The organism is Candidatus Abyssobacteria bacterium SURF_5 (assembly GCA_003598085.1).
GTDB lineage: Bacteria > Abyssobacteria > SURF-5 > SURF-5 > SURF-5 > SURF-5.
In genome coordinates this window covers 71,891-89,743 of the sequence record QZKU01000128.1, presented here as the reverse complement: position 1 = coordinate 89,743, position 17,853 = coordinate 71,891, and the positions used below count along the sequence as shown (strand labels likewise).

The window sequence follows — 17,853 nt, the reverse complement described above, 5'->3', positions numbered from 1 at the left end:
CTTCCTCAGATTAGAAACAAGGCCTTTTGGATTCACGGATTGCGTGAATGAGACGAATGAAAGACGCTTTTAACAACGGATTTACACGGGTTTATTGGGGCGAAGCCGCAGCAATCCCGGATCGGAGTCCGGGACAAGCTTTGGATTTTGGATTTTCGATTTTGGATTGAGAAGGAGGAAGTCTTTTGTTTTCATAACATCCTGTCAACTAGGCCCTTCTGCATCTCTTTCATGAAAATCGTGAAAGAAATTCGAGAAATTGCAGGTAAGTAGTACGGATTTATTGGGGCGAAGTCGCAACCAAAATACTTGGAACACGAATTACACAAATTTGACGAATTACACGAATGAAGTCTCCTCTTTTCGTCATTCCTGCGAAAGCAGGAATCCATCTTACATCGACAGGATATGCGTACTCGGTTCGAAAAGTATTAGAACATTCAGGAATTTGAAATTCAGTAGTACAGATTATGAGTTATCACCAATTGTAGGGGCAACGGCACGGCGACCGCGTTTTCTGGTAGATGCGAATTCATTCGCGCGGTGTCGCTGGTCGCACAGGCTTCCATCCTGTCATAAATAAGGTCAAACAGAAATTCTTGATGGAAAAATATAAGAAACTCCTCGTAATTCTCCTCTTCGCCATCCTGGCGGCCGCCAGCATCGCCGGCTACAAATATAATATCCCCTTTCTTGCCGACGGCATTTGCCTCGCCGATACCGGCCAGACCTATCTATCGGCCGTCTACCTGCTCGAGGGCCGCGTACCGTATGAGGATTTCTTCTATCAGTGGGGACCGTACGCGCTCTATTTGAATGGTTATGTTTTCAAAATACTCGGCATCAAGATCTCCAGCGTCCGCCTTCTGATGACGCTCGTATTCATCCTGACCGCGGCGCTCACGTACCTCCTTGGACGCGAATTTCTCCCGCGAACCCACTCTTTTGCCGCCGCTCTCATCGTTCATCTGACGTATATCCGCAACGCGCTGACGCCATACGCAAACCTGTTCGTCATCCCCGTCGGTCTGCTCGCCTTGCTGCTTCTCTGCAGATATTACCGCAATGGAAAGCGCGCCCTGGTCTTTTCCGCAGGCCTCTTATGCGGACTCGCGCTCGGCCTGAAACTGAATGCCGGACTCTTCGCGACTGCAGGACTCACATTGGGGCTCCTCGTTGCCGACGGTCGAAACAGACCTTTCCAGAGGCGGCGCCTCATCGGGTTCGATCCGCTCGACCTCCGCCCGATACTGGTCTTCTTTCTCATTGCACAAGTCTTCATTCTCTTGCGCTCGCACCTAACGATTCAGTATCTCCTCCTCTTCGTTGCTCCAATTCTCGTCACCGCTTATTTGGCCCTCCGCACGCAGGGATATCAGGTTCAACCTTCTCACGAGCCCGCACATCAGAAGCGAAAATTCGAAAGGAATCTTCTCCTTTTCGCGACAGGCGCATTCTTGACCAGTCTCCCGTGGATCGGGTTTTACCTGTATAAGTTCGACGGAAGGAGAATCGCATATCATTTACTCGGGTCGGCATTGGAACACAGCAAACATATTTTCCTTGCATATCCGGAGCCGAATTCGACAACCATCGCACTCATCGTCTGCGCTGCAATTTCAATCTTGCTGTTTTCGCTGGCAAAAAGAATCTTCCCGAAATACCTCTGGGCAGTCGGTTTGGTCGTCATACTGATTCATGCGTTGGTCCTGCGACATTACATGCACGCCTCGCTGCGTTCGTACCTGTTGCTGGTTCAGGATACGGAGAACATAGTCGCCTTCATCGCGCCAATTGCGGTGGCAATCCTCTCAACCTTTCTTTTAGTAGGCTTGAGGAAAAAAGACCGAAGTCTCGCAGAGGTGAATGATCCGAAGATTCTGATTCTTGTGCTCTATCATGTCTTCTTCTTCCTTGTCGCTTATCCGCATACGGAATACACCCATATTTCCTGGTCGTATCCCACAACTATGATATTCCTCCTCTTCTTGCTGGAAAAGGCTCGCGTGTTTCTCATCAGCAGTTGGCCCGCCCTGACAAGACCCACTCTCGGAATAATGACCGGCGCGCTCCTTCTGCTCCCCTATCCCGCTCTTATCATCAATGCCAAAGCTTTTTGGCTGTTCCAAAGTTACTGTGAGCTCTCGCTGACAAGCCGTCAGTGGGTTAAGAGAAGCTTCATCTATCTTGCGAGCGAACGTGCTGATGTTTATGAATACACTCCCTCTGCGTACCAGATAGAGACTGTTAACAGGTTTTTGCAGACTTACACTTCAAAAAACGAATACGTCTTTGAATTTCCGACAACATTCTTCTATTACTATTCGCAGCGTACCAATCCTTCCAGCATCGATTACTTCTATCCGGGCCTCTTTTCGGATAAACAGGACGAGGTTATTCGGGATCTGGAACAAAAAAAACCACGGTATGCAATTATATTTGACGACCCGAAGGGATATCTGTTCACTTTCTCTGATCCGGATATCCAGATTACCTTTAAAGAAATCATCGGTTATCTGGAAAAGTATTATCGGGTTGAAAAACAAATCGGCTATTTCACGATTCTAAAGCGCATATAGCCTTGACTTTACTGCGTTTAGTCATGTATCATTTTTGAGAAACTCGGACAACAACTATTTCTTAATCCGTTGGTTCATGGGGGGTTTTGGTGATCGAAAGAACAGATACTTATCCATCAGTAGCAACTACACATCCGGAAACATCCGCATTAAGAGATTCGCTTTCTGCAGGTTATATATTCTTCCTGGTTCTTTTCTTCTGCTCCGGCATGGCGGCTCTCATCTATGAGATAACCTGGACCAGGCGCCTCACGTTAGTCTTCGGAAACACCGTCTATTCGGTCAGCACCGTCCTTGTGTCGTTCATGGGCGGGCTCGCCTTTGGCAGTATCCTGTTCGGCCGCTTTGTCGATAAGCATCGAAAACCGGTAAGAATCTACGGATTACTCGAAATCGGGATCGGCGTCTTCGCGTTACTACTTCCATTCGCGCTCGCCGCGTTGAATCCCGCATACCGCTTCCTCTATAACAGCGCCGGCTTCTCGGGCGCAGGCATGGTCGTGGCCCGCTTCGTTCTCAGTGTGTCGGTCCTCATAATCCCGACCACCTTTATGGGAGCGACGCTCCCCGTCCTCTCGAAATTCGCCGTTCGTCGGGCCGACCACACTGGCATGGGAATTGGGACGCTGTATGCCCTCAATACCCTCGGCGCCGTCGCCGGCTGCTTCCTCGGCGGATTCGTCCTGCCCGGTTGGATCGGAATAAACCATTCGGAGCATCTCGCCGCGGCTGTTAATATCATCATTGGATTCACCGCGCTCGGGCTCTCACGACGGCTCGATTCACAATACTCCGCACCCGATGAGATGCAGGAGAATGCCGAGCCGCCGATCGCCCAGATTGCGGGGCCGAACGACCGGCTCATCCTCCTTCTCTTCGGCGTCTCGGGATTACTCGCGCTCGCATACGAGGTTCTGTGGACACGCATTCTGATATTGCTCCTGGGAAGCTCCATCTACTCGTTTTCGATGATCCTGACGGTGTACCTGCTCGGTCTAACTGCCGGCAGCCTCCTGATGGCAAGATATGTCGATCGGCTGAAGAAACCCGTCCAGGTCTTCGGATGGATCGAGATTCTGATCGGGCTCAGCGTCTTTGCAGGAATGTTCATCTTTCGAAGACTTGTCTTCGAGCAATACGCCCTGCAAGTCGAGCCTCTTTCTTACCTGACTTCTAATTTCTCCGCAGTTCTGTCTGTCGTGCTTCCGCCCACTATCCTGATGGGCGCCGCCTTCCCGCTTGTCGTAAAGATTTGGGCTACCGAGATCCGCACAATAGGACGAAAAACAGGAACCCTGTATGCCGTCAATACCGTGGGCGCCATCCTCGGCTCCTTCGCCGCAGGCTTTATTCTGATACCCGCGCTCGGCTCGAAAAACAGCATGTTCTTGTTGATTTTCATCAGCATCCTCATTGGAGTAATCCTGCTCGTCTCCGCCCGCAGCCGCGAAGGCGCCTCCTCCCTCAATTATGCGACGGCCGTCCTCTTGATCTTTCCCATCTTGAATCTGGGGTCGAACAACAACTTCATGCGCGAGATGACTGACGAGATGTTCGAAAGCGGCTCCGGCAAAATCGTAGACTTCAAGGAGGATGCAACTGCAGCCGTTGCCGTGATAGCGAGTCCGCTCGGTTTTAAGGTGCTGAGCGTGAACGGGGTCGTCATGACGATCCTATGTGCCGAAACACAGCTCATGGCGCACCTGCCGATAACACTTGCACCGGCTCCCGACAACATGCTCATGATATGTTTTGGAATGGGAACAACGTTTGTTTCCGCCCGAAAGGCTGGGCTCGAAGTCGACTTCGTCGAGCTCTGCCCGTACGTTGTCGATACCTTCCATCATTTCCAGAAACATGCCTCCATGCTGGATCAGCCGGGCGTCGGAAAGATAATCGCCGACGGCAGAAACTACGTCCTCCTCTCAGACAAAACATACGACATCATCAATATCGACCCGCCGCCTCCGCCATGGAGCGCGGGCGCGGTCAACCTGTACACGAAGGAATTTTATGAGCTGTGCAAGCAGCGCCTGACGCCCGACGGAATCATCTGCCAATGGCTGCCCACATTCACCTCCGTTCTGAGCGAATCGCAATACAAGATGCTGGTGAAAACGTTTATGGATGTCTTCCCCCATACCACAATTTGGAACTCCCCGAATCAAATGGGCACGTACCTGATCGGAACCCCGGAGCGACTCGTCATCGATAAAAATGCTTTTGACGAATACTTCAGCAGGCCGGAAATCAGATACGACCTTTCACTTTATTCCGCTGTGCACCCGCCGGCACTAAGAGTACTCAACGGACCAGCCGTCCTCTCCTTGCTGCTGCTCGATGAGGACGGCGCGCGCGAATACGTTTCAGGCGCCCCCGTCCTTACCGACGACCTGCCCGTCATCGAATTCCCGCTTTTTAAAAACGGTTCCTCAACAAAGATCATGCACCCGAGCCTCATACCGACCAGCGATTCTGCGCCATCCGTTTTTTAAACCCTCGCCCTTGAAGAGAGGGTTTGGGTGAGGGGGGCTTTCTGCGCTTTGCCGCGCCTTGTTTCTATGCGGTTCTTGTGTCTTAGTGGTTGTATTCCATTCGGGGGCCAAAGCTTTTGCTCCCGCGCCGAAGGCTGTGCGAATAAATTCGCACCTACCGTGGGGAACGCACCTATCGGTCGAATGCGTCCAAGCCGGTAGGGCCGAATTCATTCGGCCGGTCTCCCCTATAGCCTCAAAGATTAACCACAAAGGCGCCAAGGCCCCGGAAGCCAATCCGTTAAAAAACACATCCCCCGATTTTCACGCGGGAATGATCCCGCGGCGCTCGGCAGATGTAACCCGCTGCCACCATCAGATATGGATAAAGGAGCACCCGCATTCTGCGTCGATAAAAATCGCCCGCGGTGGTATAATGTTTTTGTTGCTTTGCATTCGCATGACCGGACAGAAAAAGGAAACCGGGCACACTCACGTGGAATATTTGATGAAGAAGAGGCTCACGCTCAACAGCCGACTGCAAGGGAGGTCCAGCCGTCGGTGGCGCCATAAGTGCCCGCGCCTTCTTGTCGGAATCATCACGCCTCCGTTTGCTCCGTATTCATCCATCACTTCCGAATCTGCCGGGATCGAAACCGCATGAGAAACAGACTCTTGCCGGCGCTGGCTCTGGCAGCGGTGTTTTCGTTTCTGGTGCTGTCCCTGCTCGAAGCCAAACGTGCAGGATGGGGACTGTACGCTAACGACATCTACTCTCTCTATCTGCCTTGCATCACTTTTATCAGAGAAAGCATGAGAGTAGGAATATTTCCTCTCTGGAATCCCTATCTCGCAACCGGAGCGCCATTCCTTCCCGAGCCGTACGTCAATCTCTTTTATCCGGTCAATTGGCTGGCAATTCCGCTCGAGCCGGTCCGCGCCCTGCTGGCAATCCAGGTCGCGACCGTGCTCATCGGTTTCTCCGGCATGATCCTCTACGCCCGCTACCTGAAGCTGAATTGGGCGGTAACCGTCATGGCAGCGGGAATTTTCGGCTACGCGGTCGCGGCGGAGACCCAGGCGTTATACGCGGGTTCCACCTATTGTTGGACACCGATCATATTTCTGCTGGCACACCGGCTCTTCGACAGGCCCCGTTTCACATCTTCCGCTGCACTGGCGGCCTCGCTGGCAATCTGTTTCATCGCCGGCTTTTATCAGTTCTTTTTTTATATCTGCCTGCTTCTGTGCATATACCTTTTCGCTATGACCTTATATTCCTGGCGGAGTTCCGGCTTCAGGCCGATCGCTGCCCAATGGTCGTATGCGGGAATTGCTTTTCTCCTGCTGGCTGGACTGGCAGCTACCCAACTGTTCCCTACCATCGAGCTTTCCTCTCAATCGGTACGCACTATCAGCGCCGTCAGCAAGACAAATGCAGAAACGGACTTCCTTGAAATAGGCGTTCTCGGCATCGAAGGCCATATGTTCGGCATTCTCTTGAGGGCATACTATTTCGGCAGCGCACTGTTCTTCTTCCCGTTTGCGCTTGCCTCACGCAATCATCGAAAGACTGTGGTTGCTCTCTCGGCTGCTCTTGTCTTTCTGGCGTTATTTCTGCTCGGGCATTACTTTCAATTTCTTTCAATATTTACGAGAATACCACTGGCCGATGTCTTCGAGAGGCCGTCACGAATGGTCTCCTTTTCTTTCTTTCCCCTGGCAGCCCTTTCAGGCATCGGTTTGTCGGAACTGAGCCAAATGCCTTTCCGGATGCGGGATCCAGACAGCCGGAAACTAAGCAGGACTTGGTTATTTGCCTTGCTCTTTATTGCTGTAATCTGCGCGCTTGCAGTTGTTCCGTGGATCGGTTCGCCGCACAGCAAATGGCGCTTGGTCTTCTATTGCGCCTTCGGCCTGTCCATCCTCTTCGCCCTGCCATTGGCGCACAAACTCCCCCTGTCAAAAAGAAACCTGACACATTGGGTCATGGCCCTGGTGGTACTCCTTGATGTGTTCTCGGTTTCCCATGGCAGTTCACAAATCTCTACGCCCCAGCCTGATGCGTTTCACGATCAGCGCGTCGAATGGGCCAAAGAGAATGCAGGACAGAGCCGTGTCCTGGTAACTTTCCCGGAATCAATCATTAAATCCTACAATACCGGCACCATGTTCCGCTTCAACAATCTCACTAGTTATTCCGGCTTCACTTTGAAACGATGGAGCAACTATATCCTCCATGCGGTTGGGCCAAACAATTTTGAGAAGTTTCTGACGTTTGGATTCTTTTATGGCGTTTTCGATTATACCGAGCAACTCCTCCTGGCGCATCCCGATCTGCTGGGGCTGACCTCGCTCCAATATGCGCTCACCCGCGACCCGATCGGCGCAGCCGGGACGGCAGATCAGCACATGGCCTGGCACACCGTGCAAGAGAATCCCTTCTTCATTTACGAAAATAGACATGCTCTGCCGCGGGCGTATCTGGTCGACAGGTACGTACTCACCCGGAATGAGCAGGAGAGCCTCGAGGCTATTGAGGACAATATGGCAAGGTTGCGAACATCAGTCGTTCTGGAAAACGCCGCGCCTTCTTTTCTCTCAGCGGAACAGCCGGAAAATCCCGGCGCCGGCCAAATCGACGACTACGGCCTCAATCAGGTGCGCTTGCAGGTCGAGACGGAAAGACCGGCCCTATTGGTCCTCACTGACAGCTATTATCCGGGCTGGCAGGCGCTCGTCGACGGCGTCCGCCGGCCGATCTGGCGCGCCAACTCGCTCTTCCGCGCGGTCGAAGTGCCGCCGGGCAACCACGAGGTGATTTTCAAATATCGACCCCTCAGCCTGTTCGCTGGAATAGCGGCGACGCTGACAACCGTTTTGTTGGCAACTCCGCTACTTCTTCGTGAGCGGCGGGAAATAAAGACCCGTCCGCACCCGCGACCGGAGATCTCCGAGAAACCGGCGGAATCCGGGAATTTTGCCCCCAAATCCGCTATAATAAAGGATAATTAGCTTGAATTGTCCAGTCGAAGAACACGTTGGACAATAGCGGCAGCGATGAACTACTACTTTTCAGAACAGCGTCATCAAGTTTGCGATGGTGGGTCTTTACAGTCGGTGACAATGACCTGCTGTTCGGGCAAGATCTCGATGAAAAAATATCGCTAAAATCAACAATTTGAGGCGTTATCGAATAATTCTTGAGCGCTGAAGCTGAATAGCAACATGAGAAAAATCTTATCCTGGTACCTTGGGACAGCTATCCTCTTCATTGTTTCGAGCTACCTCACACAGTGCTTCTTACCTCTGGCAAGAATTCCGAGGAATACTTGGGAATGGCATCTATCAGACTTCGACCGTCGTTTGCTTAAATATCAACACTCGCCGGCCTCGAAAAAGGTAATTGTCGGCGGTTCATATGCATCTTATCTTGGTGAATTTGCAGATTTTCAGAATCTGGGAATCCCTGCAAGTTTTACATATGAGCATGTCGAGGTGATCGAGAATTATTGCAGGCCGGATGACAGTATATATTATTTCATAACTTTTCGCGATGCCCTTGATCCGCGCCCGCCTCGGCCGGAAATCAGAAGTCGCCTGCGCCGGGGATTGATGACCCTGCGGATTATCCTGCTCGATAGATTTCATCTTCCCCTTCCTCCCTTCCTGCCGGAGTTTAACTATGATGGAAGATATGATGAAGATGATGAAATTTATAAGGATATCTGTCAGTCCATCGGTGCGAAGGCTCCGAACATGGTGCCCGACTTGATGCAAGTACAATTCTGGCTTCTTAATCAGAATACAGATGTTCGACCCGTTTGGAATGACATTGCCGCGGCCCACCCTAATGTGACTTTCATTCTTTCTCCTGTACTTCCGTTAAAATATGAATGTCCTGATCCCCTGATTAACGAAATATTGAGAAACATGATTATATTCAAAACAATGATAACAAGTAGTCATCTTCAGGTCATAGACCTTTCCGACGCAATTGGTCCGGAATATTTTATAGATCTCATTCATCTGAATTCAGCGGGGAGGGACCTGCTGAAAACTCTTTTGAAGGATACCTTGACTTCCTCTAACTTCCCATTCCAATCCATGAATGATTGATATTTATTCGGGAAGACCACCTTTGAAATCAGGCGCTCATCACGATCGAAAGTCTGCATCACCCTTACTTTTGCTGAAATGGGATGCTGTGTCACATTGTTATTTGCTGGAACGCCATACTTTAAAATTCTCCTTGACAGGCGACAATCATTATGGTAGATTACTTCCACTCCTACACACCCATGAGAATTGGCCAAAACCAGGGGGGTAGAATGAAAAAGTCAGATCCTTACGCCAGAATATTTCCTTTTGCCGCATTAGCCGTCATTTTACTCTCTGCAGGATTGACAACCCCTGCGACAGCAGACCACATCTACATCATTAAAGCCTGGAACTACGGAACACTGCAACTGGCTATAAATGCTTGCGAATCGTCTGGCGGCGGCATAGTAATCGCAGACCGGAAGCCCTATTCAGAAAGCATCGTCATTAGCTCTTCTAATATAGTCCTCCAAGGGCAAGGAAAGTCCACGGAAATTAACGGCAATGGGATTGACCCCTCAATTACAGTCTCGGGGACACAGGTGAAGATATGTGATCTGAAAGTATCTTCTTCAGGAACCGGGGTCGACGCGATTAATTGCACGGCCGCAGACTGCGAATTTGAAAATCTAAACATCTCAGATTCGGATAACTGTGGATTCTATATAGGCGGTGTTGAAAAATCCGGTACGGTAATTACTAATTGTATTGTGGAGAATACCAAGAGTCATGCGCTAAAGGCAGAGCAATCGGAAATGAGAGTATCCGGCTGTTTCTTCGGAACACCAGTCCCAGGGACACCAGGCGCCGCCATAGAGACAGTTTTGTCAAGAGGTAATCATAATATTTTCACCGGCAACGTCCTCCAAGAAGGTTCCACGTATAATACGAGAACAGCTGCATCTCTACGGTTGGATTCTGCTTGCGTCGAGAATGTTGTTGTAAGTAATGTGCTCCACAATGGCCTCTGCACATTTAACCTGGAAGACCATATAGTTGCACATAATACAGGAACAGTATTCAGTGGTAGCGGACCAGTTACAAAGACTTATAGAGTGAAAGGCATTTACGACGACACATTTGCCATGGGGTTTTGGCAGCCCACTCAGCAGTGTCGAAATTGCGTTCATTGGTTTAATAAAGTCGATCGTTATGGTGATCTGTGGGCTGGCTATGCGGTTTCTGAATACCATCCCTTCTGGAGATGGGAACTTGACATTCCAGTAGAAGCGATCATAGAGGATGCTTACATAAAGGTGAAATCCTCTGTTGACTTTGATAATGATGCCGTGATGGTTCGACTGGAAGCGTTAGCTCCTGACGGCATATGGAATGTTGTGGGATTCTCACCTTATGTAGATGATCAGGCCTTGCTAAATATCAGTCCGCGATCGGAGGATGTAGTTTATTGGGAGCTACCATCTCAAATCTTTAAGGATGAGATAGTTCAATCTCCACCTATTGCAGCTCTAGTCCGGGCAAGGATCTATGATACTGAATATAATCCAGAAGATCCCGAGTCTCGATATTTTGGGTTACGTGCCGTATATCCCTCTACCATTCCTCAATATAGACAATTTTATGGGGTGGAGAGCAGCTACAATAATGCGAATGCCGCTGATCTTGTGATTACATACTCTTTACCCGTATGTGAGTAGCAGATGAAGTCGAACTAGGCTCACACGATAAAAAACCTCTGTCTTCTTAAGTTTAAAAGTAGGGAACTTTTCTCATCATAAATAATTTGTTGCAAGAAGAGATGCAAGAACATTTATGCTGTAACCTATGTGAGAAATAGAGGGGTCTTGTGAGCGTACAGGTTGAGCTTGAATTGCGTTCTGCTTGAGGCTTAAGTGTTATAATACAGGCTGAAAGCTCTCATCTTATCAGCTCGAAATGAGCCTTTAAAACCCTGCTCCACATTTCCTGGGCTGGCCCACACGCATGAGTGGCGTCACGATAATTCATTTCATCCGACAAATCAGGATCATCAATCATATCTATATATTTTACGCATTGATATTGAAGAGCTTCCTCCAGAAACGGTTGTTTCCGCTGTTGATACTCAAAATGAAAGAGTGACGCCTCCTGATGCCATCGCGGCAGCGGCATGTCAATAAGCACAAGCTCGCCTCCGCCAGATTCAATCAGGTCGCAAATTGCCAGCAATTCGTTAAACTCGCTTGCAGCATGCCCACCGTAGAATGATTCGTAATACTGCAGGAGCCCTATGGTCTTTTCTTCAGAATTCGCTCCACATTCCGTGCCTTCGGGCAGAAAGCTGTCAGCACCGACATTCATGAAAGCCTCTCTTGTTCGTTCCAACAACTCTCTGCACAGGACAAGAGGACGAAGCAATCGAACGAACAGGTCCATATTTTCAGCGGGAACAACGCTTTGAATGCTTTCGCCATTCCATTTGTAAAGGCCTATTTTTACCAGCGACTCATTAACCACGGGCGACCGTTCCCAGGAAAACGACCCATACCACATTCCGACAAAGAAAAGAGATTTATCGAGAACATGACGCGGCAAAAGCAACTGAAGTAATTCCACAATTTGCCGAATATCGGACATGTTTGCTCCGGGAATCGAAAGATTGGCCACTTCGTATTCAGGAAACAGAGGCTGCAAATGTTCCGGCCTGAATCCGACCATGCAGTTTGATGACCCCAGGATGATCAGCTTTGGTTTTTCATTGCGCTGCAATCTGCAGACGTCAAAGGTAAGAAAGGGAAATGCGTCTCTCCATTCATCACCAATATCAACGTACCTCTTCCTCAGCGAGATAACCTCCGTCAGAAGAGCAAGAATGAAGTACAGCAGGAGCACACAAACAAATAACCGCACCGTTTGTCGCAGGATGGCTCTCATCAGAAACCACCGTAAATCAATTTCGGCATCGAGATTTGTGACGAGATCAAGAATAAAATCACGATAACCACGCGAGCGGCGAGATGTATTTGCTGAAATGAACGGCTCTGATCCAGTTCTCCCAGATGGTCACGAAAACGAGCCAAAAAGATGCGTACCGCCATATAACCTACATGAATGAAGCCGATTACCAAAATAAATAGACCCAGGCTCTCGAGAATGCCAATCCAGCCAAGGCGCCCAAGGACGTAGGTGAAAGTATCCCATTTCATCCAGAGAGCGGTGAGAGCGATTGCAAAATATGTAAGCGTAAGGCTCTTCGAAAATATTCTGTACAAAAACTTCCCCCGAAGCTTCTTGAATCGCGCCTTCCCCAGCAGCGCCCGCATTTCGATCTCATAGAATTTATTGATGGCCATCCCCAGACCAAGAAACAGGCCATAAATCATGAACATGAAAGTAGTCCCATGCCACATTCCCATGAGGAAGAACGTGACAAAGTACGCGAACACACCGAAGTATGGGACCAGACCCATTCGCATCCAACGACGAGTTAAAGCTTTCACAATCGGATTGAACAGGTACAGCTTGAACCACTCCGAAAGTGTGATATGCCAGCGGCTCCAGAAATCCAGAAAATTCTCTGAATCCAGCGGTGAGTCGAAGTTCTCCGGCAATTTGAATCCGAACAGGAATCCGATTCCGACAACGATATCCATGTAACCGGAGAAATTATAAAATAACTGCAAAAAATAGCTCAGGCCTGCGCCGGCATAAGTCGCCCAAAGATAGGATGCCTCTCCGGAATGAATCTTCATCCATTCAAATAACCACTCGAAGGCCGTCGAAATAAGCGCCAATTTCATGACGCCATTCGTAATGCGCGAGAATGCAAGATATGCTGTCCGATCTGTGATATTTATGGACGCAAGCTGTTTCTCCTGTTCGCGATAATCCTGGAAACGCTGGATGGGGCCGGAAACAAACGTCAGGAAATTGCAGCAGTAATTGAACATCTCCAATGCAGAAATGCGCTCCACCAGCGCTCCTTGATGCGTATCCACAAAGATCTGGACCACCCGAAAAAATATGAACGACAGCCCCACTACGACATATGGATTCTCCCAGAACTGGAGAAAATCGAAGAGTGAATATCTCTTCAGATAAACGAATGCCAGCAAAAGCAGAAATATGCCTGCAACAAAATTCATCCTGCTTTTCTGCGAGTGCGCGACCAAAATGAAAAGATAGCCGAGCATTAAAAATGCAGCCAGCGGAAACAGATCAAGAGGGCTGTTTGCAAAACTCGCTATGAACGTCACGTTCAGGACCAGCAGGACGAGCCTCCGCCAGGTGAGGGAGCGAAAGCTGTGAAAGAGCAGCAGACCAACTGCTACAAGAGCCAGGAAACGAAAGGAAATGAGATTCATATGTCTTTTTCCCGGACTGACGAGCATGACAATCCGGCCTGATTTGCCTATCGATTCTGGAGCAGGCTGATCATGGCGCCGACGTTCTCCAGCTTGCCGATTTCGGCGGCGTTCAGCCTGACATCAAATTCCTTCTCGACGGCGACCACCAGCGTGATATGCATGAGCGAATCCCACTCATCAATATCTTCGGCCGTCATCTCATCAAAGATCTCTATCGCGTCATCATCAAAGACTTCCTGAAACACGACATTCAGCCGCTCCCGTATCGCTTTCCTTTTCTCTCCATCCGATACTGTCAAGCTTATCCCTCCTTCCCTAACTCTCCGATCGGCGAATGTGGGTCTGGAACGGCAGATTCCCTTGCTCCAATACATATTCCCAATGCGTTGCGCCGTTCTCCTCCTGTAAAACCTTCCTGAATTGCAGCCTCCCAAATAATCCTTGAACAAGCTGATTCTTGCTGCTGGGAACATAGCAACCGAGCACGCGGCTGCAACCTCCATTCCGGGCCAGAGACAGAATCTCGTTGCAGATGAATTCCTCCATCCCCCTCGACAACACCCGGCAACTCATCACCCACGTGTTGATCAAGAGATCCGCCTGCTCCCGCTTCAAGACGACAACCGAGATCAAACCGTTATCGCCAAATTTGTCCTTCAGCTTGAAATAGCGAACCATATAATCCGGATCGGCGGCAAATCCTTCAATCTGGCTCTCCGTGTAGCGCGTGCCGGTCAGGTGAAACTGATTGCTCTTGTTAATTAGTTGCGACATCCTCTTCACATGAAACGCGTCAGGCGACCCAACCGTGGCTTCCATATCCAGGCTCGCCAGAAAGCTCGTGAGGTCCGTAAATTTCTCCTGATGCTCTTGACGGGCGGCGTTCTCCCGATACATCTGCCCGCGCTTCCTGTCTTCACTCGAAAATGAGACGGTTTCGAAAAGGCTCAGCCGGTCAAGCGTTCGGATGTAATCCGCGGGATCCTCCGGCATCTCCGGAACCGTCACCATCGGCAAGAGCGACCGAACCAGCTCTCGCTCGGCAGGGTTATCATCAATGAACACCAGGGAGTCGAGTCCGATATTGAGGGTCTTTGCAATGGTGCAGATGTTATCCGCCTTGTTATTCCAATTGGCGATAAAAACGGAAATGTCCTGCAGCTTCAGCCGCATGTCCGGGTGCTTCAGAAACGGCTCTTTTGCAGTTCCATCCTCATTCTTGCTGCAGACTGCCAACAAAACTCCCCGATCCGCCAGTCCCTTGAGATATTCCTGAAATGCTACGAATGCTTCGCCGTCCGCGGAAACCCCCAGCCGGATGCCCGCAAGCCCGTCGTCTCCTACTACGCCTCCCCAGAGCGTGTTGTCCAAATCCAGTACAATGCACTTCTTCGCCGCGCCTTTTAGAGCGCCGATCAGCCGCGCCGCATGAAATGCGACCAGTCCCGCCGCATCCAACGAAAAGGCATGCTTCGAGTGGAACCAGTACCGATGGTCGAACCACCGATATTTCCCGAACGCGGAAGAAATGTACTCGAAATCCAATATGGTGATCCCCGCCCGCAATCGGGAGGCAAGCTCAAGATTGAACCGGCGCAGCAAATTCAATCGGCTCCAGTCGACCGCGCATTCGAGATTCCCAAAAATCCTTTCGCAGGGCAGGTCTGCATTATTCTGAATAATATAGGCGGAACAGCGGGAATTGATTGTCTGCCATAGCTCCGAACACTCTTGCACGGCGGACTGAACGGCTTGCGAAATGATCTCGGGAGAATGGCCGGCGGCCGAGGACAAGGAAATCCGAACATCCTTCTCTGTGCAGAAAATCCAGACGAGCTCGGGGTTAAACGCGTACAGATCGCTTCCCGCATCCAGGATCGTCTGGCGCATCGTGTCATACGGCGACAGGTACAACTCCAGCCGAAAACCTTCCATCGCGAGCCAGAAAGCAAGCACATCGGAGAAATGTTCAAGCGTGCTCCCGCCAACCAGAGCGAGCCGAATCGGCCGCAGACCCAGATTCCCTCGAATCGTTTGATATACCTTCGCATACCGTGACTGAAGAGAAAAATCATCGTAAGGATCGGCGATCCCCCGCAGTCGCTGGAAAGCCTCCTGGTGCTTGCCCTCTTTGCTTGCCGACTTGGCCGCCTTTATCTCTTCACGCTTCTGCTCCGCCTTCATGGCGCCTCCTGACCGGCTACAAGCTCCTTGAGCCTGCCAAAGGCCGGATGACTGCTGTCATATGATCCGTTCAGTTGCTCCCTCAAGATAACGTTGATCTCTCGCTGGATGAGTTGCGCTTGATCCAGAGAGAAGCCGGCATCCAGCAGCACAACCAGGTTCCACAGGCTGGTGTCAGGATCGATAAAACATGAATTCTTGATTTCCTGAAAAAGCCCGATCTTCGCCTCGTATGCCTGCACTGAGTTCATCGTTTCATGCGACCACTTATTACCCGAGCCGGTTAGCTTGTACCTTTCCCGGTCTGAATGAATCGGCGTGTGCTCCATGTAGTAGAATTCCTTCAGCGTGTAATAGTCTATTCCCGAGGATTCAATGAAGTCCTGGTTCTCCCTGAGAGTCCGCTCATTTTCTCCTGGAAATCCGATAACAAAAGCCGCAACTGTGCGGATACCATATTTTCGCAGAGACCGAATCCCGCGCTCATAATCTTCTCTGGTAGCCCGCTTGTTCATGTTCCGCAGAACTTGATCGCTCGCCGACTCGATCCCAAGGTAAACAGCGCGACAGCCTGATTCGCGCATGAGCTGAGCAATCTCGTCATCTATGAATTGGACCCTCAGAAAGGAAAACCAGTCGAACTCATATTTGGAGAATAAGCGGCATAGTTCCTTGAATCGCACGCGCGGCACGTTGAAAGTGTCATCAACAAAGACGATCTGCCGAATCCCGGGGACCTTCAGAACGCTCTGTATCTGCCGCTCCAGAATTCCCGCATCCATCAGGTGGAATCCGTGCGCTACCTTCGGATACGAACAAAATGCGCAGGAAAAAGGACAGCCGGAAGACGTACGAAGCTGAACGGTCCTGTTGACAAACGGAAGATCGAGCTGATCCCACAGCGCCGGCATCTCATTCAGTACTGCCGGATGCCATTGGCTCTTGGTTGTTTGGAAAATTGCATCCCCTGAATTCCTTCGCTCAAGGTATGCCATATTCGATATATCTTGTAGTCCTCCATTGCCCCTTTTCATCAATAGATCCCGTAAATCCGTTTCCGAATTAAACCCATGCAGTATATAGTCAATGCCGAATCTGCGCATCGGCTTCTCAAAACGCTCCACTGGCGCATTCTGCACCACTGCATTGGCAAAAGCTCCACCAACCACAATTTCCATTTCGGGATCAACCTTGCGCAAGTGCCCGATAATCCGCTTGAGCTCTGAAAAACTCAAATGAAATGTTGATGAAATGCCCACAAGAGGAGGCGTCTTGCAGGCAGTATAAACTTCATGGAAACGGTCAAATTCAGCATCGAAGTTATTGATGATGCACGTTTGAAAGCCGTGCGCCAGAAGGTAGTTGGCAATGTGCATGCCGCTGAGCGAGGGAAGATTCCAAACACTCAACAGGCGCCTGCGCATCTCGTAAGAGGCATCTTGAAACGAAACCCCGTCCCGAAGCATGTTGAGCAGATCGATCGGTGAGCGAAACGCATCTCGATAATATATCATCCGCGGAAAAACCAGTTCGCGGTACATGTCGATTCTATCCAAAGGCAGTTCGGAATATTGACTGTAATTCACAACCTCCGACTGCGAAATCAGGATAAAATCAACATCCGATTTCATTCCCCGATACTCCTTGTGAAGCCAACCTGCGCCTTTCCCCGCACATGGACCTGTCCAGTCGACGCATCAGTTATCTGTACCTTCAGCACCATCACCTGCGTTGCCGCCGACAGCATATCCACTTGCGCTGTGACGTGCGCCGTATCTCCCTCGTAGAACGGCTTCAAAAACTTCAGGTCCAGCGCCTGCAGCAGCGCATTTTGTCCGGGACAATGAACGCCCACCATTCGCGAGATGTAAGCGCCGAGTAACCCGCCGTGTGCGACTCTCCCGCGGAACCCCCTCTGCTTTGCGAAAGCGGCATCCATGTGCAACGGACTCACATCGCCGGACACCCGGGCATACGTGTCGATGTCCTCCGCCCGAATTGCAACATCAAAGGCAAATTCTTGCCCTTCGCTCAAATCCGAGAAACGGAATGAAGCAATCCCCGCCACGATGCCACCCCATGCAATAAACTGAATTCTTTCAGAAACTTGCCGCTTTAAATAAGAAGGCGCGCTTCTTACTTGGTAACAATTATATTTTCAGCTCAGATACTTGTCAATCAAATCCATTTAGAAAATCCATGTAAAAT

12 protein-coding genes are annotated in these 17,853 nt (G+C 50.2%); 6 read left to right on the top strand and 6 right to left on the bottom strand.

Translation table 11 applies throughout. The features are described from left to right. Positions 1–524: 524 nt before the first annotated feature. The 6 genes from C4520_18980 to C4520_18955 all read left to right on the top strand — a co-directional run bounded on the left by C4520_18980 (position 525) and on the right by C4520_18955 (position 10,812). Positions 525–2,579 (top strand): hypothetical protein, encoded by a 2,055-nt coding sequence (locus C4520_18980; protein RJP16101.1) that lies wholly within the window; start codon positions 525–527, stop codon positions 2,577–2,579. 89 nt (positions 2,580–2,668) lie between these two features. Then, positions 2,669–5,074, top strand: coding sequence for a spermidine synthase (locus C4520_18975; GenBank protein RJP16100.1), 2,406 nt, complete (start codon positions 2,669–2,671; stop codon positions 5,072–5,074). Between the two features lie 313 nt (positions 5,075–5,387). Next, entirely contained in the window at positions 5,388–5,717 is a 330-nt protein-coding gene (locus tag C4520_18970) for a hypothetical protein (protein RJP16099.1), read from the top strand. Continuing rightward, positions 5,714–8,068, top strand: coding sequence for a hypothetical protein (locus C4520_18965; GenBank protein RJP16098.1), 2,355 nt, complete (start codon positions 5,714–5,716; stop codon positions 8,066–8,068). Before C4520_18970 ends, C4520_18965 begins: the two co-directional genes overlap by 4 nt. A 351-nt stretch (positions 8,069–8,419) precedes the next feature. Further along, entirely contained in the window at positions 8,420–9,172 is a 753-nt protein-coding gene (locus tag C4520_18960; GenBank protein RJP16097.1) for a hypothetical protein, read from the top strand. A gap of 152 nt (positions 9,173–9,324) precedes the next feature. Continuing rightward, on the top strand, positions 9,325–10,812 hold the full coding sequence (locus C4520_18955; GenBank protein ID RJP16096.1) for a hypothetical protein: 1,488 nt from the start codon (positions 9,325–9,327) through the stop codon (positions 10,810–10,812). Between the two features lie 220 nt (positions 10,813–11,032). Here the strand turns inward: C4520_18955 and C4520_18950 are convergent, their stop codons facing one another. From C4520_18950 to C4520_18925, 6 genes are read right to left on the bottom strand one after another with little or no spacing between them, the layout of a single operon-like run. Then, positions 11,033–12,028 (bottom strand): hypothetical protein, encoded by a 996-nt coding sequence (locus C4520_18950; GenBank protein ID RJP16095.1) that lies wholly within the window; start codon positions 12,026–12,028, stop codon positions 11,033–11,035. Further along, positions 12,028–13,485, bottom strand: a complete 1,458-nt coding sequence (locus C4520_18945; GenBank protein ID RJP16094.1) for a hypothetical protein — start codon at positions 13,483–13,485, stop codon at positions 12,028–12,030. Before C4520_18945 ends, C4520_18950 begins: the two co-directional genes overlap by 1 nt. A 20-nt stretch (positions 13,486–13,505) precedes the next feature. Then, positions 13,506–13,760: an acyl carrier protein gene (locus tag C4520_18940; GenBank protein RJP16093.1), complete on the bottom strand. Its 255-nt coding sequence runs from the start codon at positions 13,758–13,760 to the stop codon at positions 13,506–13,508. A 16-nt stretch (positions 13,761–13,776) separates the two neighbouring features. Beyond that, a complete protein-coding gene (locus tag C4520_18935) occupies positions 13,777–15,645 on the bottom strand; it encodes an HAD-IIIC family phosphatase (GenBank protein RJP16092.1) in 1,869 nt (622 codons plus the stop codon). Further along, entirely contained in the window at positions 15,642–17,276 is a 1,635-nt protein-coding gene (locus tag C4520_18930) for a radical SAM protein (GenBank protein RJP16091.1), read from the bottom strand. Before C4520_18930 ends, C4520_18935 begins: the two co-directional genes overlap by 4 nt. After that, positions 17,273–17,740 (bottom strand): hypothetical protein, encoded by a 468-nt coding sequence (locus C4520_18925; GenBank protein RJP16090.1) that lies wholly within the window; start codon positions 17,738–17,740, stop codon positions 17,273–17,275. The genes C4520_18930 and C4520_18925 overlap by 4 nt, the downstream gene beginning before the upstream one ends. Between the last annotated feature and the right edge of the window lie 113 nt (positions 17,741–17,853).